Origin of the sequence: Saccharicrinis sp. 156 (assembly GCF_050589685.1) — a bacterium.
Classification (GTDB): Bacteria; Bacteroidota; Bacteroidia; order Bacteroidales; family Marinilabiliaceae; genus Saccharicrinis.
Window position 1 is genome coordinate 1 of record NZ_JBNGOS010000062.1, and the last position, 25,712, is coordinate 25,712.

General features: G+C 39.4%; 21 protein-coding genes. 6 read left to right on the top strand and 15 right to left on the bottom strand.

What is annotated here, in order from left to right; genetic code table 11:
• The first annotated feature begins 380 nt into the window (after window positions 1-380).
• Window positions 381-2,201 (top strand): AMP-dependent synthetase/ligase, encoded by a 1,821-nt coding sequence (locus ACRD64_RS23830; protein WP_430936873.1) that lies wholly within the window; start codon window positions 381-383, stop codon window positions 2,199-2,201.
• Window positions 2,202-2,291: 90 nt separating this feature from the next.
• Here ACRD64_RS23830 and ACRD64_RS23835 read toward each other — a convergent pair whose 3' ends face one another.
• The 14 genes from ACRD64_RS23835 to ACRD64_RS23900 form a co-directional block, all read right to left on the bottom strand.
• A complete protein-coding gene (locus ACRD64_RS23835) occupies window positions 2,292-4,004 on the bottom strand; it encodes an OmpL47-type beta-barrel domain-containing protein (protein ID WP_430936875.1) in 1,713 nt (570 codons plus the stop codon).
• A 37-nt stretch (window positions 4,005-4,041) separates the two neighbouring features.
• A complete protein-coding gene (locus tag ACRD64_RS23840) occupies window positions 4,042-6,015 on the bottom strand; it encodes a tetratricopeptide repeat protein (protein WP_430936877.1) in 1,974 nt (657 codons plus the stop codon).
• Window positions 6,016-6,089: 74 nt separating this feature from the next.
• Complete coding sequence (locus ACRD64_RS23845; RefSeq protein WP_430936879.1) at window positions 6,090-7,115, bottom strand: potassium channel family protein; 1,026 nt, start codon at window positions 7,113-7,115, stop codon at window positions 6,090-6,092.
• Between the two features lie 30 nt (window positions 7,116-7,145).
• Window positions 7,146-7,517 (bottom strand): S-adenosylmethionine decarboxylase, encoded by a 372-nt coding sequence (speD, locus tag ACRD64_RS23850; RefSeq protein WP_430936881.1) that lies wholly within the window; start codon window positions 7,515-7,517, stop codon window positions 7,146-7,148.
• A 123-nt stretch (window positions 7,518-7,640) separates the two neighbouring features.
• On the bottom strand, window positions 7,641-9,194 hold the full coding sequence (locus tag ACRD64_RS23855; protein ID WP_430936883.1) for a polyamine aminopropyltransferase: 1,554 nt from the start codon (window positions 9,192-9,194) through the stop codon (window positions 7,641-7,643).
• Between the two features lie 295 nt (window positions 9,195-9,489).
• Window positions 9,490-10,365, bottom strand: coding sequence for a DUF350 domain-containing protein (locus ACRD64_RS23860; RefSeq protein ID WP_430936885.1), 876 nt, complete (start codon window positions 10,363-10,365; stop codon window positions 9,490-9,492).
• Between the two features lie 49 nt (window positions 10,366-10,414).
• Window positions 10,415-11,245 carry a hypothetical protein gene (locus ACRD64_RS23865; RefSeq protein ID WP_430936887.1) on the bottom strand — a complete coding sequence of 277 codons (831 nt, stop codon included), beginning with the start codon at window positions 11,243-11,245 and terminating at the stop codon, window positions 10,415-10,417.
• Window positions 11,246-11,283: 38 nt separating this feature from the next.
• Window positions 11,284-11,826, bottom strand: a complete 543-nt coding sequence (locus tag ACRD64_RS23870; RefSeq protein WP_430936889.1) for a DUF4178 domain-containing protein — start codon at window positions 11,824-11,826, stop codon at window positions 11,284-11,286.
• A 25-nt stretch (window positions 11,827-11,851) separates the two neighbouring features.
• The gene (locus ACRD64_RS23875; RefSeq protein ID WP_430936891.1) at window positions 11,852-12,553 is read right to left on the bottom strand and encodes a PspA/IM30 family protein; all 702 of its coding nucleotides are present in this window, start codon (window positions 12,551-12,553) and stop codon (window positions 11,852-11,854) included.
• Window positions 12,554-12,565: 12 nt separating this feature from the next.
• Window positions 12,566-12,961 carry a YbjN domain-containing protein gene (locus tag ACRD64_RS23880; RefSeq protein WP_430936893.1) on the bottom strand — a complete coding sequence of 132 codons (396 nt, stop codon included), beginning with the start codon at window positions 12,959-12,961 and terminating at the stop codon, window positions 12,566-12,568.
• Between the two features lie 1,548 nt (window positions 12,962-14,509).
• Window positions 14,510-15,727 (bottom strand): DUF3570 domain-containing protein, encoded by a 1,218-nt coding sequence (locus ACRD64_RS23885; RefSeq protein ID WP_430936895.1) that lies wholly within the window; start codon window positions 15,725-15,727, stop codon window positions 14,510-14,512.
• A 30-nt stretch (window positions 15,728-15,757) separates the two neighbouring features.
• A complete protein-coding gene (locus tag ACRD64_RS23890; protein WP_430936897.1) occupies window positions 15,758-15,979 on the bottom strand; it encodes a DUF4266 domain-containing protein in 222 nt (73 codons plus the stop codon).
• A complete protein-coding gene (locus tag ACRD64_RS23895; protein ID WP_430936899.1) occupies window positions 15,976-16,956 on the bottom strand; it encodes an FAD:protein FMN transferase in 981 nt (326 codons plus the stop codon). Before ACRD64_RS23895 ends, ACRD64_RS23890 begins: the two co-directional genes overlap by 4 nt.
• Window positions 16,953-17,357 (bottom strand): thioredoxin fold domain-containing protein, encoded by a 405-nt coding sequence (locus ACRD64_RS23900; RefSeq protein WP_430936901.1) that lies wholly within the window; start codon window positions 17,355-17,357, stop codon window positions 16,953-16,955. The genes ACRD64_RS23895 and ACRD64_RS23900 overlap by 4 nt, the downstream gene beginning before the upstream one ends.
• Before the next feature lie 322 nt (window positions 17,358-17,679).
• On the opposite strand from ACRD64_RS23900, the gene ACRD64_RS23905 reads away from it, so the two are divergent.
• From ACRD64_RS23905 to ACRD64_RS23925, 5 genes are all read left to right on the top strand, one after another.
• The gene (locus tag ACRD64_RS23905) at window positions 17,680-18,258 is read left to right on the top strand and encodes a TetR/AcrR family transcriptional regulator (RefSeq protein ID WP_430936903.1); all 579 of its coding nucleotides are present in this window, start codon (window positions 17,680-17,682) and stop codon (window positions 18,256-18,258) included.
• Between the two features lie 173 nt (window positions 18,259-18,431).
• Complete coding sequence (locus ACRD64_RS23910) at window positions 18,432-19,952, top strand: TolC family protein (RefSeq protein WP_430936905.1); 1,521 nt, start codon at window positions 18,432-18,434, stop codon at window positions 19,950-19,952.
• Between the two features lie 33 nt (window positions 19,953-19,985).
• Complete coding sequence (locus ACRD64_RS23915) at window positions 19,986-20,975, top strand: HlyD family secretion protein (RefSeq protein ID WP_430936907.1); 990 nt, start codon at window positions 19,986-19,988, stop codon at window positions 20,973-20,975.
• Between the two features lie 28 nt (window positions 20,976-21,003).
• Window positions 21,004-22,149 carry an ABC transporter permease gene (locus ACRD64_RS23920; protein WP_430936909.1) on the top strand — a complete coding sequence of 382 codons (1,146 nt, stop codon included), beginning with the start codon at window positions 21,004-21,006 and terminating at the stop codon, window positions 22,147-22,149.
• 4 nt (window positions 22,150-22,153) lie between these two features.
• On the top strand, window positions 22,154-23,383 hold the full coding sequence (locus ACRD64_RS23925; RefSeq protein WP_430936911.1) for an ABC transporter permease: 1,230 nt from the start codon (window positions 22,154-22,156) through the stop codon (window positions 23,381-23,383).
• Between the two features lie 363 nt (window positions 23,384-23,746).
• On the opposite strand, the gene ACRD64_RS23930 is transcribed toward ACRD64_RS23925, so the two are convergent.
• Window positions 23,747-25,186, bottom strand: a complete 1,440-nt coding sequence (locus tag ACRD64_RS23930; RefSeq protein WP_430936913.1) for a sodium:solute symporter — start codon at window positions 25,184-25,186, stop codon at window positions 23,747-23,749.
• Between the last annotated feature and the right edge of the window lie 526 nt (window positions 25,187-25,712).

Here is a 25,712-nt window from a genome sequence, read left to right on the forward strand (position 1 = left end):
TTAAGTTAACGGCTATGGATTACTTTCGGGAGCATCGTTCTGGTGAGTTGAAGTGATGCAACGAAGTGTCTTGTTTTGAAGTAATTTCAATGTGTAATAGAATTTCTAATGCATATTGCGGGTTTAAGCTATTAAATTATACAATCATCATTTTATAGCCTTGGAATTTACATTTGATTAATCTGATATTTTTGCCTGCAACTTTTATTTTCTTTAACGGGTTTAAATTTTCAATTTATACCCGTTAAAGATTTATTCAAATAAATATTAAATTGCGCTTCTTGAATGCAGACATTGGAAAGTAATAAAATGAATGAGGTATAAGAGGCAGGCAATGTCAGATCCTATAACTCATTTTGCGTTGTAAATAGTGATATAAGATGATTTTTGAAAGAACATTCGACATTTTAAAACACCTTAAAACAAACAACCCCCAAAACGAAATCCTTTGCTCAAAAAGCAATGGTCATTGGTACAAGTTCAGTGTAAAAGAATATCGCGATAACGCCAAGAAATTTGCTCTGGGGCTTTTGAGCATGGGTTTTAAACCCGGCGATAAAATTGCGACCGTTTCAAACAATCGTCCCGAATGGAACTTTGTTGACATGGGAATGGCCATGGTAGGAGTGATTCACGTTCCCGTTTACCCAACCATTAGCGAAGAGGAATTTGAACATATATTTAAACACGCCGGGGCAAGAATGGTGATTGTTTCGGATGTTTCTTTGTACAAAAAGATAAAACCCCTAACCGATAACATTGACTCCGTATCTCAACTGCTCACGTATGATAACGTGGAAGGGGCTCAATCCTGGAGCATTGTCACCGAGGCTGGAACCAAACACAAGTTAAAATACAATAGCCATTATAAAGCAATAAAAAAGAGTATCAAATCAGAGGATATAGCATCGATCATCTATACCTCTGGAACAACAGGGTTGCCTAAAGGCGTTATGCTGACACACGGCAATTTTATGACCAACGTGCATGGTGTGTGGGATTTATTTGATTTGCGAGAAGACTCCAGGGTTCTCAGTTTTTTACCGCTATGCCATGTGTACGAGCGATTGGTTAATTACCTGTTTCAGGCGAAGGGATGCAGTATTTTTTACGCGGAAAGCCTGGGCACAATTGCTGCCGATATGGCTTCGGTTAAAGCCAATGCGTTTGCTACCGTTCCGCGGGTAATTGAGCGCATATACGATAAAATTGTTTCAAAAGGTGAAGACCTATCGGGCATTAATAAAATCATCTTCTTCTGGGCCATGCGATTGGGAGAGCGTTATAGCAAAGAAAACAAGAACAACATCTATTATCGTTTGAAACTAAATATTGCCCGCAAACTGGTTTTTAGCAAATGGCAAAAATCATTTGGAGGCCACCTGGATTTTGTCATTTCCGGCGGAGCAGCCCTTCAGCCACGATTAAGCAGGCTATTCTTTGCGGCAGGAATTCACTTGATGGAAGGGTATGGACTAACAGAGACATCGCCGGTAATTGCGACAAATTATACGAGCAAACGGGGCAATTTAATGATAGGAACAGTGGGCCCTGTACTGAAAAACATTGAAGTGAGGATTGATGAGGATGGCGAAATACTTACCAAAGGCCCGTGTATCATGAAAGGCTATTACAAGGCTCCCAAACTTACTGCCCAAGTAATAGACGAGGATGGCTGGTTCCATACGGGCGATGTAGGCCAGCTGGTCAACGACAAATTCCTGAAAATTACAGATCGAAAAAAAGAGATGTTTAAAACATCGAGCGGAAAGTACATTGCACCGCAGGCCATCGAAAACCTGCTGAAAGAATCCATATTCATTGAGCAAGCAATGGTCGTTGGTGAAAGCGAGAAATATGCCAGCGCCCTGCTTTCTCCTAACTTCGACCACTTGCATATGTTTGCACACGACCATAAAATACATTACCGCGACAATAAGGAACTGATAAAAAACAAGGAAGTCCTTACAGCTTTCCAGAAAGAAGTTAACAAAGCCAACAAACAATTGGGACAACACGAACAGATCAAGCGTTTTAGGGTAGTTTACGAACCCTGGACCGCAGCTTCCGGAGAGCTATCAGCTACACTTAAGCTTAAACGCAGAGTATTGTACAACAAACACGCCGACCTGCTCCGCAAAATTTATGCCTACGATGCCGATGAAGATAACAGGGGATCTATCAGTTTTGAAGGTGAGTAAGTTGATGCAGGAGTCTCTCCAATAATAAAAAATAAATAGCCTGGGTACGACCTATATATTCCGCTCAAAGTCGTACCTGATTATAACATCCTACAACGCATTTGTTTTGAACTCGATATCAATTTCCGATTTATTCAGAAGTTTATCTTCGGCAAAAATTTTCAGTTCTACATGGGCGTTTTTTCTAAACCCCGTAATTTTGTTGTCATAAACCTGAAGAGGCTGCCCGTTAATGGAGTATGTTATTCTATGACACTCCGTTCCTGTATCTGTTCCGGCCAAAAAGATGGAGGTGTATGAAGGGTATACCGGAATATTATTTATAGTATCGGTAGGGGAAGCCGAATAGGTTACAAAAATATCCGAGGGAACATTATCAACGGTAAATTCAAAATTATCCACATTTCGGTTGTTGACGTGATCATACCCCACAATAGTAATGCTGTGAAGTCCGTCTTTTTCAATGTTAAACGGTTTATCATAGGCCACCTCCCCGCTTCCGTCAATCATATACTTGATCTCCTTCAAACCGGATTCCTGGTCTGTAGCTCTCAGCACTATATCTGTTTTACCCGAGATATAATTCATTTCGCCTTTTTTAAACCGGGCCCCATTAAAGTCGTATGACAAACTTGGGCCGGTTAAATCTACATATACTACTCCAACCACATGCTTATATTCCGAATGTTTTTTATCGTTTGCCACATTATCCCTGGCAAAATATTTAACGGTATGCTTCCCTGTTTTACCGGGCAAATAAAACGGATCGGTATATTCCATAAAATCATCACTATCTATGGCATACAGAACATCTTTAATGCCCGATTTATTATCGACAGCGGTCAATTTTAGCTTGGTTCTGCCCGAATAATAAACCTTATCGCCAACAATAAATTTATCTCCTAAAACATCTGCGGAAACAATTGGTGCAGTTTTATCCAGATAAAATTTTAATTGTTCGTTTTCGGCTTTATTATTTACCCTATCAACTGCATAGTAATTTAACGTATGATGCCCATCATCTAATTGAGAAACAGGCAAATCATTTCCCAGGTACACTTGAGGCCGATCATTATCGAAATGATAATAAACTTTACCGGTCCCGGATAAACTATCGGAAGTGGTGAGATATAATCGTGTGCTGGTTGAAATAATATTGTCTTTGGCAATTCCCACAATATGGTAAAAGGTTTTAGGCGGGGTTAAGTCAAGTGTAAATTTATATTGCTTCAATTTTTCGGCATTGCCAACATTATCCGTAGCGTAATATTGCAAATAATAATCTCCCTCCTTGGAAGCAACAAATTCACCAGTAAAACTTTTAAATGGTTCATTGTTGACCGAGAAGTATATATTCTTTAAACCGGACATTTCATCCGTTGCACTTAACGATACCACCAGGTTCTTACCAAAATACTGTGCTTTTTGGTTTCTATAAGCGGGGACGTTGTTGGTCTTCACCAAGGTTTTTGGCGCCTTTCCATCGGCATAAATAGTAAAGGCATCTAGTGTTTTTCCCTGATGACTATCCATATGTCGGATTTTATGTTTTCCGTGTCCGTCCATATAAATAGGTTTCCGTTCGTTTACCGCACCTCCATCATCTGCAGGCGACAACTTTTCGCCCTCTTTGTTTTCGGCATGCGAAATTGAAAAAAACACCGGAAGCTCGGCCTGCATATAATACCTGTTTAAACTGTCGACATAAAATGTTGGTTTAGGCAAAATAGGATTCTGCGCACGAATAACAGTTGAGCAAACAAACATAATAAAGCAATGGATGACCAGTGTAGTTTTATTCATTTTAGTTTATTTATAGTAAGTTACAATGGGTTTCGCATTATGATTTGCTTGTAGTGACTACTTTTGCTTTAGATTCAGATTCACCAATATCAAGTTTCGGCTGCAGATTAATCCCAATCAATAATACATCATCCGTTTGCGTTTGATTTCCTTTCCATTCACTAAAGGTCTGATTTATTATTTCTTTTTGTTCCTCACTTGTTTTTTTGTGAATCTTAAGCAAAAGCGACCTTAGCCTTGAACGCAAAAATTTCTTATCGTCGCTTTCGTTGAATTGATCCACAATACCATCGGAAAAAGCGTAGATGGATGTTGGAATCGAGATATCAACCTGGTGTTTGGTATACGTTCTGTTTTTAATTCCGCATTTCCGAACATTTCCAATTGAACAGCGCTCGCCTTTTAATACCTTAAGCTTATTATCCTGAACATAATACAAGTTGTGTCTCGCCCCCGAAAAGTACATTCGCTTATTTTTCTCATCTATACAAATAAGCGAGATATCCATTCCGTCGCTACTGATCACATTAACATTCCCGTTCAGTGCTTTGTTAACACCAATACTTAGGCGTTCCAATACAGCATCTACCTCATGAATACCATTGTTGGTAATCTGATTGATTAAATTAATTCCCAGCATCGACATAAAGGCGCCCGGCACACCGTGGCCGGTGCAATCCGCTACCGCCATCATAGCGTAACCATTCACCTTTTTAAACCAGTAAAAATCACCACTCACAATATCCTTGGGCTTAAAGAAGATAAATGAATCACTAAATAAAAGTCTAATATCACCTTTTTTCCCGAGCACGGCCTGTTGAATCAGTTTAGCGTAATTGATACTACTGGTGATATGTTCGTTCCTCAAACTAATAATATTATAATACCGTTCCAGTTCCTTTTGCTGTTGGAGAATTTCATCGTGCTGTCGGTTTATCTCAATATTTTGTTGACTAAGTACCTTGTTTGCTTTTCTTTTTTGCTGATGAAAATAAAACAATAGAATTAGTAGGATAAAAACGATCAATACCGAGATGGATAATACACGCACAAACACTTTCTCCCGCCGCAACTTTTCCCTGCTTTGCGAAATCTTCAGATCTTTTAATTGCAGATAATTACTAATTACCGTATTGGCCAGTTCGCTTTTGGAATATTCCATCATTAAGTTGCTGTACACCGTGTCTTTTTGTGTCAACATTTTTTCCTGCTCGGCTAATTGTTGCTGCGCATTGACCAACTCAAGTTCCTTGATTCTTTTCTGCGCTTCGAGATATTGCGCTTTTAATTTTATTTCGCGTGCTTGCTCCAGCACTTGTTGACTTTTGGTTCGTTCAACAAGCTCATGAAAAGTTCGATAAAGGTTATAGTACTCTATCATTTTTTCACCGTCACCTTTTTTCTCGTAGGTTTCTGCGAGCATACCGTAACAACTTTTCATTTGATCGGCATCACTTTTTTCGGTCGATAGCAACAAAGCCTGTTGTAAATTCTCTATCGATTCATCGTAGCGTTTTAAATTATTCAGCACTACCGAAGCATTTATATGCGCTGATATTAAACCATAGGTTTCCCCCAGTTTTCTTCGGATAGAAATAGCGGTATTAAAATATTCCAGGGAATTCTCGTAATCTTTGAGGTCGGCATGAATCATCCCCAGGTTACTCGAGATAGAACCAATTCCGCTTTCGTTATTAATCTTTTCGTTTAATTTTATCGATCTGATATAATATTCAATAGCTTTTAAATAGTTTTTCTTATTCCAATAACCTTCGGCTATTGAGTTGATATATCTGGTAGCTTCTTTTTCATCCCCCAGGGCAATATTTTCATCTGCCTTTCTTAAATATTCTTCAATATTAATTTCATGACCGTTCGCATCGTAAATATTGCCTTGAGCATTGACAACGCCAACTTGAAATGTAAACGCATAAATAAAAATCAGCAAAATACATCTCACTGTTATAACTCTAGTTTCTCCCTGGCTAATATTTGAAACGGCACTCAGCATTACGTTAGGATTTGTCTTTACAATATCAAATATATCAATATTACTTCATTTATTTAAATTATTGAAAAATTTGTTTAAAATCCTTCTTTAATACCGAATGTACGTTCCAGCTTGCTTTTATTATCCCCTCTTGAAATCACTATGATATAGTCGTTGGGACGGATAATCTGATCGTCGGCAGGATTTTTTATCAGGGTGTCGTTCGTAACTAACCCAATTAGGATTACATTTAATTCCTTTTTCATATTCATAAAGGCATCCAGATACTTTTGTCCGTTGTAAGGATTTTCTTCACTTACTTTAAACTGTTGGATGTCCTGATCGTACTCATTTACGCCGGTGGAAATAAGATCGGTGGTAAACTCAGCCACATGCGGCTCAAATAAAAAGCTGGCTACCATGCGCGAAGCCACATCGTGACGTGCTACCACATGGTTAACGCCAGTATTCTCAAGTGTTTCCTTTAATTCGGGATTGGTACAGTTGATTACAATATTCAAATCAGGGAACTCCTTTTTAATGTTTAACACAAAAACAAGTGTTTCGGTATCTTCTTTAAAGTTGATAAAAACAGCCTTGCTTTTGTTGATATTCACCTTTTCAAAAGCGGGCAGATTCTTGTAATCAACGAATAGGCCAAAAGTATTTTCACTTCCATATAAATCATTGAAAAGTTCCAAATCATTTTTGGAGTTGGTAACCAGGGCAATTTTGTGTCCTGCATTATAAATTTGATCCGCAACCTGACGCGCAAACATGCTCCAACCAATTATTATGTAGTGGTTTTCGAACTTTGTGCCGAAATAACCGGTTTTCTTTTTTTCCATATAACTGTTTATTCTATACGTTATTTCACCAATTAAATATCCAAGTATCCCTAAGCTTCCCAAAATAATAAACAAGCCCAATATCTTGCCAGGTATGGTAACCGGATAAAAGTCGCCATAACCCACCGTAGTGAGTGTAACCACAGCGTACCACAACGCATCGGTAAATGTTTTAATATTGGCATTAGGATCCGATTTCTCAATTAGGGCAATTACATATACCAGGGCTAAATAAACAACTATACCTATGTATAAAAGCTTTTTGTTTTTCATAGATCAGAATTATCTTCAAAGTACTTAAAGTTATAAACTTAATTCTGTTTTTTTGCCGGGCTCGCAGTTTTTGATTTCTTCGTCCCATCTCACTTCATCCAACAGCGCATTTGCCATGGCCCTGAACTTTATGGTCTTTTCCTGATTACAACTTGACAATTCGATGTAACACCAGCCGTTTTCCGTAAAAGTATGAAGTGCCAGGTGCGATTCAGCCAAAAGCCAAAAAGCAGTAAAACCATTTACCGGAAATTGGTGGGAGGAATAATCCAGTACATTAAATCCTGATTTAACCAGAAGTTCGCCAAAAGTTTCTTTCAATTGGACTTCGTCCACCAAATTCATCCAACCTTTAAGATTGAATATTTGTGGAGGAAGTTGTTTATGTTGAATTGTTTTCATGATGCTTATTTATTACCACAGAGAAACACGGAGTTTTTACGCAGCGTTTATCTGTGGTTAAATTTTAAATGATTGGAGAGCTCACAACTCATACCATATTTTCATTTCACTCGAGTTAATTTCTCAATACAAATCCCAATTACCTTTTAAATAGTATTTATAAAGCACCGGGTCGTGAATCCTATTTACTTTCACGGAATCATTTTGCCCGGGATAAATATCTTTGCCAAACGAAGTAATCAGTTTCATGGCTTCGTTATCTATCCATTTGGTTTCCAACTTATCGAAACTCAAATTTTGCAATGCCTCTTTTAATTTTAAACTTCTATCACTTTTCACGCCTAAACTCCATCCCCATTCCCCCAGGGTAATTACGTGGTTGTGCAACGGGATGGTTTTAAAACCTGCGCTATCCATGGTTTTTACAATACATTTAAAAGCTTTGGTGGCAAAATAAGGACTCCCGGCCTGAGTGACAATAATACCCCCCGGACGAAGGTGTTTATACGCGATACGATAAAATTCCTCTGAATACAAACGTCCCAACTCAACTGTTCTTGGATCGGGCAGATCAATGATAATCACATCGTAAAAAGATTTGGTCTCACTTAAAAATACAAATCCGTCTTTGTTTTCCATTTCCACCTTTGAATTCGAAAGTGCTCCCGCATTAAGTTTATTCAGCAGCGGGTGTTCTTTACCAAGCTTTGTCATAGAAGGATCGAGATCCACCAAAGTAATTTTATCGGTTACCGGATATTTTAATATCTCGCGTACTGCACAGCCATCACCTCCTCCCAATACTAATACTTCCTTAGGATGAGGGTGCAGGCTCATGGCCGGATGCACCAGTGGCTCATGATACATCATCTCATCCATCGTGCAAAGCTGCTGATTACCGTTCAAATACAACCAGAAATCATCTTGCCACTGCGTGATAACGATTCGTTGGTACCTGGTTTGTTCAGCATAGATAACTTTGTCTTTGTATTTTTCCTGTTCGCCATATTTAATAATTGGATCAGCCATAAAAACGCCACCAATTAATAGGACGGAAATTGAAACAATAGCAATATTGAAAATTGTTTTAAAGGCAGGCGCTATATACTTTCTGAGAAAGAAAAAAACTCCAATAGCCACACTAAAGTTTACCAAGCCCAAAACAAAGGGTGTATAATTAATTCCTAAAAATGGGATACCGATAAAAGCAAAGAACACACCTCCCAATAAACTACCATAATAATCGTTCTCCAACACCTTGGAAATATTCACCCTTAAGTCTTCGTACTGGTCGTTAATACGGGTAACCAAAGGGATCTCCATCCCGATAAGGATACCAATGGCTATGCTGCATGTGTAGATCAGTATGGACAGCGACTGTATATAAGCCGATGCGGTGTACACAATGAGCGGCACGAAGGAGACTACCAGGGAAAGGATAAATTCCAGTATTAGAAACTTCTCGGTCAACCGGTTGGTAAATGACTTACTGATCCGGCTTCCCAGCCCCATGGAAAACATCATGGTGGAAACAATCAAGGCCCATTGCATGGTTGAATCCCCCAGAAAATGGGTGGCCAGAGTCGAAAGAAGATATTCTGCCACGATTCCGCTGAATCCGGTAGCAAAAATAGCAGCCATTAATATGGCCGAGTATCGGTTTTTTATTTTGAACATGATAAATTGGAAATCAATACATACAAAACAGCAAACAGGATATTCCCAAAGCTATCATATATCATTTAACCTACTTCGTGTATATGCTGGTTAGCAATAAGCCCCATCCCCGCATCTTTCTCCGGTAGCCGCAGCCTATGGCAAAGGAGCCGATCCGTCAATTCCCCATGACTCAGGGCTAACAGGACGAATTATACGGACGACACTATAAAATTGCGTCTAAAAAATATCCGCTCTTCATTTCGGGCATCCCGTCTATTGTCTCTTGTCTTTAATCTAAAAGTCTGTCATCTAATTACAAACACCAGGTTATCAACACAGAACCACCCACATATGCAAATGCTTCAATAATGGCAGCTCCAACATTGGGCCGTTCCTGGTTAACGATTTCATCGGTTAAACGTTGTCCGGGCAGTAATATTTTATCTGTCAGAAATCGCATCACAGGCAAAAGGATAATACCCAGTACCAACTCGAAGCCGGCTTCGGTGAAAGTCGGTCCCCATCCTTCAAAGTCGCCGGCTATTCCGTGGCGAATAAGATTTGCGATGGCAATTAAAGCTCCAGCAAAACCTACACCTACCGCCACATTATCTTTTTCGATATGATGATGAACATCGTAGGGGGTTATTACTTGGTAAACTGCGGCAGCAATAATCAAGGCCAGTTGACCGGCAGCCCAAAACACCACCGCGGTTAATATGCCATGAGCCCAGCCCCCCATCTCCGACTCACCGCTTACGGCACCAAAAATTATTAGTCCCGAGGCAATGGAGACAGCGCCTTCAATCACACCAGTACCTGAGTTACGATCAGTAATAATTTCTTTTTTAACCGAAAATTTTCGAAGGATAATTTTATCGTTGAACCAAATCGACACGTTTAGCAAGATGATGGCCAGAACGCCATAGATTAAAATGTCAATAACATCTTGCACAAGCCCCCTGGAGGGCCCTACTATGGCACTCCCTATGGCCAATAACAGACCAATAAAATAACCTACATGTGCAAATGCAAAGGCCAGATTATCCTTTTCTACCAGCTCTTCCTTGATGCTAAATCCTCGATTAACCATTTGATAGACTAATTTTCCTAAGAAAAATATAACGAAGCCAACAGCAATATATGCAATAGCATCGTAGAGTATTGTTGAAATATCTGATAAATTCATAAGTGTTTATTTTCAATAGTTTATTGAATAGTCCAGGTGAAGTTATTAATTACTTTCCAAACCCACCACTGCGACTACGCGATGATGAACTGCTATATCTGGATGAACTGCGAGTGGTCTTAGAGCTACTTCCGGAATATTGAGAACCGGATGAGTAACTCCTTGATTTATTGGCACTGCTTGAGCGTGAAACCTGGCTGCGAACCTGACTTTTAAAGGATGAAGGTTTTGCACCCCACGTTGTACTTTTACCACTTCGTGAGGTATATGACTTCGTTCCGTACATATTTGAACCTTGCGGACCATAATACGGACGTGAACCATAATAACCACCACGGTAATAATCGTCGTAATAGGAGCGACGCGCAGGGTAGGCCATTAGATTGAACATAGAGGACATAAAGGCATATTGTCCATAAAACTCCCAGAATGAGGATCCATCCCTTTGCCGCCACTGACCATATTTTTCGTTACCTATGTAATTGCTATATCCCGCAGGAGCCGCCACCTTAGATACCTTACCGTCTTTTTTCGAGGCAATCTCCATGCCCATGTTGTCCACATTATTGGCGAAGAAAGCATCCGAAACCTCTTTCCAATCTGTTTCATTGGCAGATACCGTATCCGGTTGTTCAACAATGATATTGTATTTATGATAGTATTTCCCGCTTCTCGAATCCATGTCGAGCAATATAATGGAGAAGTTTTTTTCCGATGAAAGGTCGCGTATCAATTCATCAACCGGAGATTTCTCCCAGTTTTGAGCAGTTTGTGTAACCTGACTTGAATATTGACGCGATGATTTCCGGTTATTACAGGTTTTCAGAACGAAAAACCCGATGATAACGATGATAATGACTTTAGCAATTCCGTTGTTCATATGCTTGGATATTATACATTTTAAAAATGCAATAAGATTTATATAGAGGCAGGCAGGATATTTGAAATCTCGAATTCTTTCAAGGTAATGCCTACCGAAGCTTCAAATTCCTTTTCGTCCCATTGTTCAATGGTAAGCACATGCTTACCCGCATTATCTTCAAAGTCCCAGGAACGGAATTCTTCCCAGGTATCGCCTTTGGCAATATCATGAAAATATCCCGATGCTTCGTTTTCCAACAAGTACGTGACTCCTTTGTAGGTTATTTTTTCCGGTGGCTTCTGACGATCCATTAAAGTTTTCATCAGTTCCTCGTCCAAAGTTCTGACTTTAATCTTTTGAGACAAACTTATTTCTAACTCATCATCTTCTTCAATAGATAAGTAACGAGTTAAAGTACCATTGCTCACCTTAAACTCCCGAGTAAAGTAATCATCGCCCCAGTCGTATTCGTAAATAGCCTCTACCTCCCATGTTGAAAGGTCATACTCAAAAACAAAACCAACATCCAGGTCTTGTACCCGGATGTTGGTGCTATCGTAATGAGGTTCTTTTTTCTTAAATATATCAAAGATACCCATGGTCATCTTGTATTTACAAAAAGTATTACTGTTGCTTAAGTTTTGCTTTTAGTTCTTCAAGAGAGCTGGAGGCTTTTACACTGTTCTCGGAAAGAACATCATCAATTTCGTCGTCGATGCTTCTGCTATCCAATGCAATCTCTCCATAAGCTTCGCTCATAGCTTCTTGTTGGGCAACTTTTTCCTTCATCTTTTCAAGCATGGAAACAGCACCCGTACTATCAATTCCGCTTAACTGTTTATTGATTTTTTGAGTAGCGGAGCTTACTCGTGCACGAGCCTTTAAAGTGCGCAACTCGTTTTCGTAACTTGTAATTGTACTTTTAAGCTTCTTAATATTTTTGTCCAAGGTGGCGATGTTTGTAGCAAAACGTTCCACCTCGGTTTGCGCTCTCGATGCTTCCGCAACAGCTTCCTCCTTGCGAGTCAAAGCTTCGGTTGCCAATCTATCGGCTTCGGCGGCATCCAATTCTCCTTTCTCAGCTTTTCCTATTAACAAAATGGCTTTTTGCTCGTAGTTTTTAGCCATTTCCCTATTGGTATTCAAGTCCTTTTTACTGCGGATAGCCATGGCTTTAACCTCGGCCAATGCCTGAAGGCTTTTGTCCAAATCATTTTTAAGATCACGGATACCTTGCTCCGTCATTTTAATTGGGTCCTCCAATTTATCGACCACTGCATGGGCCTCAGCTTGCCCAACTTTAAATATTCTATTAAAAATTCCCATTTTTTTTCCGTTTTAAGCTTTTGAAAATTCGATTAATTCATTAGAGTACTCCGACAACATCAGTTTCAACGAGTTCAGCGATGCTTCAAGCTCGTTTAAATCTAAATTCTCCAGCTGGAGCGTGTCGCGGAATATTACTCTTTTACCAGATTCGTCTAATGCGAAGGCACCATGAACTACTTCACGGTTTTTCATTAATAGCGATTTATAAATATCCTCTGCTCCCGTGTTCATTTCAAAAAGAAGTCCTTCGATAATCATAATGCTGTCCTCGCAATCAATCACTACGTTACTGATACCATCTTCTTCTTTTTCGATAACAACTAGCTCTGCTGCTGCATCTTCGGTAACAATGCGGTACTCCAAATCCATAAGGTATTCTTTTACCTTGTTAAAATATTCACTCATAGCAATTTTTGTTTGAATGATAAGTTGATAAATAATAAAAAATAAACTGATTTACTCCACCAAAAACATCGTAAATGCGCACATCGTTTTGAGATTGATATGTTAGGTTGCATCAAAACTTTATTTTGGTTTTGTATGAAAGACAAGCGTACTGCAATAATAAGAAATTATTTTGATATTGCATAGAGGAAAGTTTATAAAAAAAGTACTGTGATCTATTATTTTAATTAACAACGAATGTCATTTTAATTGGAATGATTCTGAATTATTGCAGATTCTTTAGTTTTGTTACCTATTTTCATAAATCGATTGGAAGCGAAACTAATAATCTGCAATTGTATATTTCAGAACTAATCCATTCCTTATCGCTCGCAAAAAAGTGAGTTGAAGTGATGCAACAAAGTGTCTTGTTTTAAAGTAATTTCGATGTGTAATAGAATTTATAATGCACATTGCGGGTTAAATTTACACCCTGAAATTAACCTGCAAAATGAAAGCCATCATACATTAACATTACGGATTGAATTTTAAAGGATAATTACGGTTACTAAAATGATATTATTGATCGTTCTTGATACTGTTTCTTCTTCAGTTGTATTTGGTCAATGTAAAATATAGTCGAAAGTATCCTTTGTGAAAATGATTGAAAAAAGCTTCTCATTGACATGGAAAAACTCAACAAACCTAATATACTGTTTGACTAGCACATATCTTTGATGCGGTCCATTGCATTCTTCAGAATTAGCAGAGCCGTTAGCTGGCAACAATTATCAAATCACAAAATACTTCATTTAATGGATTTATTAAGAAAAAGAATTGTGTTTTACTGTTGTTGTTATTAATTTCTGTGATTTCACTATCCCAAAAAGTTAATTACAGTATGTATATGTACAGCAGTTCTTCTAAATGGGATGGTGACGCCAACAATATGGCACTGCAGCTTAGCGAAGGGATGGATGCGTCTGGGCTTTCCGCATGTAGTTTTGACAAAAAAAACACGGATTGGTTTTACATTTGGTGGTTTTCTTAAGTTTAATTTGAACAACTAATTATCGCTTCGCCCTGAACTGGCTTACATTTAAAACGAACACGTTATAAAAGATCTGGAAATCATTCCAGGCCTACTGTGGAAGCAGATGTGATAATGCAAAACGATATGTTGAACTGCCGCTTGCAATACGGTTTTCCCCAAGCGGGAAGGACAAGGCTTTGCAGCCATATTTTTATGCCGGACACGGTATCGGATATCTGGCTTTGTCAAAACTGAAAGTCAAAACTAAGGCAGATGGAGAATACTACGCTGAATCAGCGGATTTTAATGGTAGTCGAAAGTTTAATGCAAAAATAAATATTGGAGGTGAAATTAAATTTTGGGAGATCAGTGCTGAGCTAAGATATCAATAAAGCTTAACGCTATTAATAACAGACGAATACCCCGGCGATCCTGATATTTCAGCAGAACTGATTTTCATCAACGTGCTAACACATCGGTTTAAAGCAAAAAAACAACAGAAAGCAAATCTTTTTTATACAGTCAAATCATCCCTATTAAAAGCCATGGTTCTTGGCCTTTTCAAAACCAGCCTGGATAACAAGTGAAAAAACATGTGCTTTCATTCCATCGGTACGATAGTTAAAATTGTAGCGAATCAACAATGCGTTAAATTTTATTTTTTCACGTAAATATTTTGACGGGTGATATCGTAGTCCTGTTCCAATTCGATAAGTTTCGAAATCAGAATAATCATAGTCCGAAGTATAAAACTTTTCATCGCCCCTATGCTGTCCCATTTTGTTAAAATAAGGGGATCCGTTTTGGGTATAAAAACGAGCGTTGGCCAATAATGTTAACAATGGCTTTATTTTAAAAGCAGTTTCATGGTCCACAGAAATGGCGCTGATTCCAAAACTATCGGAATAACCATTTACCGTATTTTTAAAAATCACAAAACCATAGGCAAAAGTATTAAGTCTCAATGCTATTGCTGATTTGTAGCGGTGTTGTGGCAACTTTTCAACCACCACCGAACCATCCGAAAAGTACACCCTGTGGAAAGTGGTTGCCAACAGGCCTTCCTGGTAGGTGAACCCGGGAAAGATGGCCAGTACATTTCGGGCATTGATGATTCGGGTGTAACCCAATTTTAAATTATAAGACATACGTCGGTAAACATCATACCATTCCTTGTGCCTGAGTTCGGCCGGATAAAGCAATTTCTGAGGTTTAAAGCCGGAACCCTTTAGTCTTCCCCATCTTAGATCATCGTTGAAATATTGGAACTCGACAGAATATGTTTTCAGCATTTCCTTGTCCTGCTTCGTAAACCCTATGTTTCCGCCCAATGAAAAATAATCGCTTTCTATGGAAAAGCCTGTTCCTCCATAAACATTCATTTTATGCTTATCGATGATGCGTTCATACCCAACATTAGCATAAGTTCTTCCGTCTACTCTGGATGCCGACGATTCTACAAAATCAATTTTATCGGTTGAAGCAGAGGTTATAATATCCGAACCTAGTTGATAACTAACAATGTATTTCCCTGAAAAGTGCTTGATTTTGGCCATGGGACCGTAAACTGTGAGCTCCTCCGTTCCCGCACCGCCTGTCACTGCCGAATGATCCCCATCTTGTCGGTAATGATTGAACACCAGCTCAATTTCCGTTTTCTTGACTGTCTCTTCACGAACACGATCATGCCCCTGTGCCCTGGCCCAGAATTGGGCTAACGCCAAACTTCCAATCAAAAGGTATTTCCGCTTCATGGGTGTGTCCTTGTAAAATTATTCATTTAATCAATTACAGCCACACCCTCCGCTTCCCTTACTGCTAGCGGCCGGTGTCGCTCCTTCGCGAATAGAACTGATATAAATATTAAAGTTTTGGCCGGAATCCAATCCCATTTGCATTTCGGGGTCGTCAACAAACTGACGTTCGTATGGCTTTAGGCTAATACATGACGAAAACACAGTAAGCATTGTGCTACAAACCAATAAACTCCTTACAAATTTAATCATAGTTCATTATTGTTTAAATCATTGGTACGTGTATTCCCGGCTTGCAATGTTTGCATGGGTTTATATTTCAACTTTTTGGAAAAGTGTATTTTGTTTTTTTTATCAATGATGACACAATGCGTATCAGGCAATTGATCGATAAAATCGATTCCTTTAATTATGCCTTTAACATATACTGCCGTTGCCAAAGCATCCGACAATTCTGCTGAAGGCGAAAAAACACTAACGCTTTTTATACCCGACAAAGGTATTCCGGTATGTGGGTTTATATTGTGTGAATATCTTATATTCTTATAGATAAAATGTTGCTCATAATCCCCAGAGGTGGCTACCGAATTGTTAATAAGCGGAATGTGTAACAACATCTGTTCTCTATTGTCCGGATTCGAGATGCCTATACCCCATGGTTCTCCGCTTATTGTTTTCCCGAATGCGGTTAAATCTCCCGATGCATTTATATAACCGGAAATTACACCATGATGCTTCCACAGCTTTTTTACCTGATCAGATGCGTACCCCTTTCCTATAGCCGCAAAGCTTATTTGTGAACCTGGCTTAGTTAGGTAAACGGAATTGTTATCTGAGTTTAACTTCAAATGCCTGAAACCAACACACTTAAGCACCTTGTCGATTTCTTGCTGATGAGGGAACACAAATGCCTTGTTTTTAAATTGATACAATTTTTTTAGCGGACTCACCGTAATATCAAAATCACCCTTACATAGTTGCGAGATGTCCTGGCTTCTTTGCATTAAACCAAAGGTTTCCGCGCTAACCTTCACGGGTCTTTTTCCAGCGTATTTATTTATCAAGGAGGTTTCGGAGTGAGGCAAAAATTCAGAGAGTAAGTTTTCGAGTCGCCAAATTTCTTCAATTCCCATATGAAAAAGAGAATCAGCCCGCTCTTGTGTTCCCGTTACAACCCCCAAGGTAAATGAAGAACCCATCAATCGTTTTTTGATTTTGAATTCTCTCATTTAATAAATTCTATTTCGGTTAGTATGTTGTTACAAAACTCTTCTATCGATTGGTTTTTATAGGTGATTTTCTTAAACTCGGAGCTACCAGTTTGCGATATAACAATACTGGGATAAGTTCCGTCAAAGTTATATTTCTCGGCTAAATCAGAATTGAATCTTTTTTGTTCTTTGCTCATTTTTATCCGTTGTGGAAAATCAACCCTGATCAATTGGATATTATTATGTTTTAAAAATTCCATGAAATCAGGCTGGCCCAAAACTTTTTTTTCAATCCTGATACAATTGACACACCAATCAGATCCCTCAAAAACTATCAGCTGGTAACTAGGCCTAAGATTGTCAATCCCAACAATATTAAGGAATGAAAATGAAAGAAAAAGTATCAACAATAATCGCATGATGATTATTTTTACCCTCAATGATACACAACTCTAACTTAAAAGTCAAGACTTGTGCAAACCATCAGCCTTTCAGATCTAAATAATTTACCGTACCCTCCGATCAGTAACTTTGTATATTATACTATATCTAAACCAAAAAAAAGGAGGGTAATACAGGATGTGTGGAAATGGAGTTAACGATCGGTTATTTTAAAGTTAAAGTATCTTTTATTGTTTTTTCGAAAAAATATGATTTTTGTTCGAATAGGTTTTGGTATTGTGAAATATATTTTTGTTATTGCAACATCATAATGAATGAACATTCATTTATTAAATAAATATGGCTAGAATTCCCGATCAGACTAAAATGAATAGATTGAAGCAAACGACCATGAATTTGGTTGTAGAGCGAGGTTACGGCGGTGCATCCATAGCTTTAATAGCCAAACAGGCAAAAATATCCACCGGCTATTTTTATATGCATTACAAAGGCAAATACGAAATGGTAAACACTATACTCAAGGAAGTGTATGAAGAAGTATTTTGCGAATTTGAAAAGCTAATGCATCAGGGCTTGTCGTTTATGGGATGTGTTGAAGCGATGCTAATACATTTTATCGGAATGGCCAATGAAGAGCCTATAAAAGTAAAATTTCTCTATGTTTTAACCAATAGTTACAGTTTTAAAGTGGATGACCAGCTCCATGAGCATTCGCTGGCCATTATTCACAGGATGAAGGAAAAAAGTCTCCCTTCGGATAAGATCAACAAGTCACTAACTGTTAACGACTTGTATTTCATTCTATTTATTACCGTGTTGCAATATATCAACCACCATTATAAATACACAAAACAAGGTACAATTACCAGGGCAGATATCGATCATCTATTCAATTTGCTAAAGAAGTTATTAACATAAAAAGTGTCAGCAAGAAAACATTCTTTTTTCCAAGTTCTTGAATCAAAAAGTTCAAGTTCAAGGCTTGGCTTTTCCGAAAATCAGGGAATACGGAAGCTATCGGATGACTTTTTTCAAAAAGGGCACATTCTAAAAACTGGGTCTTTCAGACAAGCACTAAATACAAAGTCTATATGAACGTAATACGAAAATATAAAACAACTATGGTGATGTTGGGATTATTTGCATTAAACATGACGGTTTGGGGGCAGGAACAAATGCTTTCATTTGAGGAGGCAATGCAAATGATGTTGGAACAAAATCCGGCACTTCTCCAACAAAAAGAAGAAATTCGGCAGAGAGAATTCGAAATAAAATCGAAGAGGGGATTGCATATGCCCATTGTTTCGGTGAATGCACAGGCGGTTACCATGTCCGACCCCTTGCATTTGGATTTAACTCCCGTAGGGGATGCCATAGCTCCGTTGTATACCACCCTGGGGAATTATGGTGTATTCAGTGGCGTTGCCAATCCAGATCCGTCAACCAGTGATGCTATGCCTGTGTTGACGGACGAAATGAGCACGGCGGCTGTCCGCCAGGAATTATTGGAAGCCGGCCAGGTTGTTGAAAATTCCGAATGGGACCAGACGATACAGGAAAAGTTTTTTGCAGTGGTTTCGGCGGGCTTTGTGTGGCCGCTATATACCGGCGGTAAAATAAAAGGCGCCAATCAGGCAGCTGACGTCCAGCACAATATCAGCAAGGAGGCATTGAGGCACACCCAGGGTATGTTGCTTGCCGAACTGGTGACGCGTTATTATGGATTGGCATTGGGGATGCAAGTCGTCAAGCTTAGGGACAAAATGTTGAAAAGTATGGAAAATCACTATTCGGACGCAAAAAAGCTTTTTGATAACGGAATGATAGCCAAAGTAGAATTGTTACATGCTGAAGTTGCTAAAAATGAGGCGGAACGCGAACTAAAAAAAGCAACGCGAAATGTAAAAATCCTGCGAACAGGGCTGAAGGCCACCCTGGCCAATGATTCCTTGCACCAGGTCATCCCCGCCAGTAATTTGTTTATTAATAAAGAAATAACAGGGTTGGAGGCATGGATTGAGAAAGCAAAGGCGTTTAACCCTCAGCTAATGCAAATTCATGGAAAGAAAGAATTGGTTGAAATAAAGCATAGGGTTGAGAAAAATGAGTACCTGCCAACACTGGCCGCCTTGGGAAATTATAATATAGCGGACAAAGATCTTTCTCCGTACGTGCCCGAATGGCTGGTAGGTGTTGGATTGAAATGGACCCTTTTTGAGGGGGCACAGCGCAAAAATAATATTCGGGCCAGCAAAACAATGTATAACCAGGTGGCATATGCCGAGCAAAAAGCGAACGACGACCTGGAAGCTTATCTTGTAAAGTTGTTTCATGAACTTCAGATGCAGATGGAGCAGAAAACAGAACTGGAAACGACACTTGCTCTTGCCAACGAGTATTGCTCAAGTACAGAAAAAGCCTTTATTGAAGGATTTGCCAATTCAACTACAGTTGTTGAGGCGCATACAAAGGTGTTACAGGCAAAAACAAAACGGCTGAAAGTATTATATGATTACGACGTAACCCTGGTTTATTTTTTACAGACCGTAGGCATGGCCGATCGTTTTCCGGATTTTTCGAAAGGGGGAAATGTCATAACGGAAACACTTTAATCATTTATCGTTCATAAAAAAATAAAATTGAATATGATGAGTAAGAAGACTATAAGCACAATGATCGTATTGATAGCAATAGTTGCATTTATTGTGTACACATTCATTATAGTGATGAAACCCGAACCGCTGATACTTCAGGGAGAAGTGGAAGCTCAACAATATAATGTTGCCTCAAAAATTTCAGGAAGGATCCGGGAAGTGGCTGTTGAAAAAGGGCAGCAGGTTAAACAGGGGGATTTTATTTTTTCAATTCACAGCCCCGAAATCGACGCAAAATTAGCCAATGCCATTGCGGCACGTTCGGCTGCCCATGCACAAAACCAGAAAGCGCAAAAAGGCGCGCAACAGGAGGACATCACCGCCGCGTACAGTACCTACGTAAAAGCGGAGGCCGCAGCCCAGTTTGCCGAGAAAACATTTGACAGGGTTCAAAATTTGTACAAGGACGGAGTACTTCCGGCTCAGCAACGCGATGAGGTTGAAACCAGAATGAAAGCAGCCCGTGAAACGTCGAACGCAGCAAAGGCGATTTGGCAGAAAGCCGAGAAAGGAGCCCGTCAGGAAGATAAAGAAACCGCCGCGGCCATGGTTAAACGGGCTGACGCCGCCATTGATGAGGTAAAGGCGTATTTAGATGAAACCACCATTAACGCCATGGCTAACGGCGAAGTTTCCGGGATTAACGTGGAAGAGGGAGAGTTGGTCTCAACCGGTTTTCCGGTAGTTACCTTGTTGGACCTGAGTGATATTTGGGTAACCTTATATATACGGGAAGATTATTTAAGCAAGTTTAAAATGGGCAATAAATTTAATGCAACCATACCCGGATTAGATAATCATGAATATGAATTTAAAGTAAGCTATATTAGCCCAACAGGGAGCTTTGCCCGATGGAATGCCACTAAAACCTCGGGTGAATTCGATTTAAAATCCTTTGAAATCGAAGCCCGTCCGGTGAAAAACATTGAGGGATTGCGGCCCGGAATGACAGCAGTTATTGTTTTATCCGAACAGGAATAATATGCAGAAACATCCCATATTGATCGTAATGAATCGAGAGATTGACCGGATAAAGCAAAATCCGGCCTATCGGTTCTTGCTTTTAGGAGGACCTTTGGTTGGCATTCTTCTGCTGTTTTTTATTTTTCATCATGGGGTTGCTAAACAATTGCCGATTGCGGTGTTAGATCAGGACGGCTCCTCACTCTCGATTAAAATTAATAATGCCTTAAATGCCTCTCCCGATGTTCAGGTAATAGCCGGAACCCAGGATATATTCCAGGCCCAGGAATGGCTGAAACAAGGGGCAATACATGCTATTGTTCTTTTACCGGGTAACTTGGAGAAGAAAGTTTTTCAGGGGCTGGAAGCACCGGTGCCAGTGTATATTAATGGAACAAATGTGACCGTGGCTGGGGTTGTTCAGCGCTCTGTGGTGACAACTTTAAGTACTATATCCGGCGGTATTCAACTAAAAAAATTAATGCTTTCGGGAAACAATAAGGCGCAGGCAATGGCAAGAGTTATGCCGGTGAACATCCAAAAACATGTACTATTTAACCCATATGTGAACTATGGGTATTTCCTAAATTCGGCCATGCTTTATTTTACTTTGTTTTTATTCGCATTTATGGCCTCGGTATACTCCTTTGGAAATGAACTAAAAAGGGGCACCGGGCTGGACCTACTCCAAGCCGGAAACAATAGTGTTCGCTTCGCAATAGCAGGGAAGATGTTACCCTATACACTTATTTTTTCGGGCTTTTCCATGTTTATTGCCTATTTACTGTATGAGGTGGAAGGGATGCCCCTTAAAGGTAATTTTTTGTTTATTTTTTTTGGTCAATTTATCGCTATTATTTCTTATCAGTTGATGGGATTAATGTTTGTGGCGGTCACAACAAATATGAGGCTGTCGCTATCGGTGGGCAGCGCTTACATTATGATGGGCATTACTTTCTCCGGATTGACATTTCCCCTGGAAGGTATGTCGGAATTTGTTAAGCTGGTTAGCGCAATATTTCCTTTTACATGGTGGGAGAAACTTATGATTTCACAATCTCTGCGCGGTGCTCCTATCCGCGAAACCTTACCTTATATTTGCTATCTCCTGATATTTATGCTGATGGGTATGGCATGGTTTAAAACTTATAAACGTTGCCTGAGCGATAAAAAACATTGGGGAAAATTATAAAATCATGACAAAAGAGCCAAATAAAACAAATAGCTTTGAGTTAATTGCCGTTCATTTTTTAAAAGAACTGAAAGCAATTTTTACCGATAGTGGCGCAGTACTGATTTTGGTGGGGGCCTTACTGATTTATCCGGTTGTATATTCGTTCGGTTATTTTAACGAGGTACTTAGCGATTTGCCCATCGGGGTGGTTGATCTGGACCAAACTTCAACCAGCCGAAAGTATACCAACATGTTAGATGCATCACAGGAGGTGGCCGTATCATGTAAACCTCAGGGTTTAAGCGATGCCGAGGATATGTTGTTAAACAATAAAATAAATGGGGTTTTCTTAATCCCTAAGGGTTTTCAGAAAGATATTTTGTCGGGCAAACAAACGAATGTGGCCGTATACGCCGATGGCAGCTACATGCTGAAATATAAGGCTTTTTATACGGCAGCATCCTATGTCAATGCTTATTTTGGGGGCGGTATTGCCGTCAAACGTTCTATGTTGGAAGGAAAATCGTTTCAGCAGGCTCAAATGGCAAACAGCCCTCTCTCCGTGCAAACGCACATCTTGTACAACCCTTCAGGTGCCTATGGTAGTTTTATTATGCCCGGTTTAATTCTCATCATCATTCAGCAGACCCTGCTTATCGGGATTGGGATTGTGGGCGGCACCTTTTCCGAATCGAAAACTTCGCCTTTTGTGCTTCCGCTGCAAAGGCGTCACCGCGAAATATTACCCTTGATTGCAGGCAAGGCAGGAGCTTACTTGTTTCTATCCGCTTTTAATATTTGTCTTGCGGTGGTCTTGGTTCACGACTGGTTTAATTATCCGGATAAAGCATCATTGATCGATATAGGGATGATTTTGTTCCCCTTCCTTCTTTCCGTAATATTACTGGGAACTGTTGTGTCCACTTTATTCAGGCACCGAGAATCGGCCATCGTATTTATGATGTTTTTGTCGCCTATAGCCCTTTTTTTAAGTGGGGTTTCGTGGCCAACCTCTGCCATGCCGGGATGGCTGGTCGCACTTTCCAAGTTATTGCCAGGTACTACAGCCGTTCCTGCTTATCTGCGCTTACGGACAATGGGAGTGGGTATTTCAGAGGTTAAACCTGAATTGTTGTTGCTCTATTTTCAAGCCGCCTTATACGCCCTTTTTACATTTTTGTACTTCTGGGTACGGGTCAGTATGGATCGCAGAAAAGAGCGTGTAAATTCAGCTCTGTCCATAATTCAATAAATATAGACATGCATGATTCATGAGGTTTATTTTAAAGGTAGAGGGTGTTTACACACTTTCCAAATGCTTACAAAAGCATTGCGCTAACCCGGATTATTATGAGAATTTATGAATAATGGCGAAAACCATAGTATTTATAAGTGACAAACTTGTTTTTTAGATAGTTAAACCCGGATTATATTGGAGATTCGTCATGAGCATTGCAAGTACAATAAAACAAGGCATTACTGAAACGAGGCATCACTTGTCCCGATTACTTTCGGGAGCATCGTTCTGGTGAGTTGAAGTGATGCTACGAAGTGCCTTGTTTTGAAACAATTTCAATGTGTAATAGATTTTCTAACGCATATTGCGGGTTAAACATTAATTCTTACGAATTAAAAATAATCCAGCAAATGTCAGCGCCCCGTTTAAAATCAGTTTCTCATACCCCAACTGAAACCCAAACCAATTTACCGAATTAAAATCTAAGATCCCCGTAATTATGGGTGCTGCAACTGCTATAACGGGCACCAATTGATCTTTTACTTTCATTTTCGAGAACAATCCAAATGCATACATTCCCAATAATGGGCCGTATGTATAGCCTGCCAAAATAAATACGGTACTGATAATACTGTCGGCCTTAAATATCCTAAACATCAGAATTACCAAAATCAACATGATGGAGAAGGCCAAATGAACCCATATTCTTGTTCTCTTAGATAGCGTTTCTCCATGATGTGACGAACCCAATATATCAACAGTAAAAGAAGTTGTTAACGAAGTTAAAGCAGAATCGGCACTACTGTAAGCTGCCGCCACCAAACCAATAATAAAAAACACCCCTACCACGGCGGGCAATGCCCCACTGTTTACTATGGTAGGAAATAAATCGTCGGATCGCTCGGGCAAAGCTAAACCTTGTTGGTTGGCAAAAATATACAGTAATGCACCTAACGACAGAAACAAGACATTGGTAGGGATAAATGCAAAACCATACCACTTCATATTCTTCTGTGCTTCTTTTAGGTTTTTGCACGACAAATTCTTTTGCATCATATCCTGATCAAGCCCAGTCATTACAATGGTGATAAAAGCACCGGTAACAAACTGTTTTGCAAAATGCTGTTTCGAACCCCAATTGTCAAATACAAAAACCTTTGAAAGTTCGCTTTGATTAATCAGTTCAATTACCCCACCCACGCCTAAATCCATCGATTTAGCTATATAAACGATGGTAATAATAACCGATGCGAGCATAAAAACTGTCTGAAGAGTATCTGTCCAAATAATTGTTTTGATACCACCCCTAAAAGTATACAACCAAATAAGTGCAATCGTAATAACAACAGTGATGGCAAAAGGAATTCCCAATGCATTAAATAAGCTAATTTGCAATACATTGGCCATTAAATACAACCTGGCAGAAGCACCAATAGTCCGTGAAATCAGAAACAGCCAAGCCCCCGTTTTGTAACTGTTCTTTCCAAAACGTTGTTCCAAATAGGTATAAATAGAGGTTAGGTTTAAACGGTAATACACAGGAAGCAGCACGTGCGCAATTACCAGGTAACCCAAAAAATAGCCCCCCACCATTTGAAGGTAGGAGAACTGGGTGTTATTCACCCATCCCGGGACAGAAATAAAAGTAACCCCGGAAAGACTGGCGCCTATCATACCAACAGAAACAATGTACCAAGGCGACTGCCTGTTACCGCGAAAAAAATTTTCGTTATCAGATTCCTTACCCGTAATGTACGAAATCACCATCAGAATCATAAAGTAAAGCCCTACTAATAGGCCAGTATGCAGTGGGGTCATATAGTTTAGTTATAATAGATTTCGTGGCGAAAGGTTTCGTGTTGAACATTCTGTCCAAATTATTTTAACCATCCTTTAATTCTTTTATCTAGCTCTTTCTCTGAAATAACATGGTGATCCTTTACATGACGAAGTCCTTTTTTCAATTTCCTTCAAAAGAATCGCTTTATCAACGAGCTCATCACTGGAGAACCGATCTGGTATTTTAACAATTGTATCAAAACGACTCTCTTCGTCAGCATAATATTATTTTTTTGCAAAGGTAAAAAAAACGCTAACGCTTTTATCAATTTCCAAAAATTACTAAGGTTTAAGAATACTTGAACGCAATATCCACAACGTATTTCTTAGACATTATTGTTACCTGCTTCTCCGTTTTCGATTAACGGCATCAACACCTTGAGTTTCATGCTTTACCCCAAAGAGTGATTTACCAAGTCCGGGCTACCCATTAAACCCGGATTATGCATTAGAACTTCGTCGTGAACATTGAAAGTGCAATAAAACAAGGCTTTACTGAAACGAG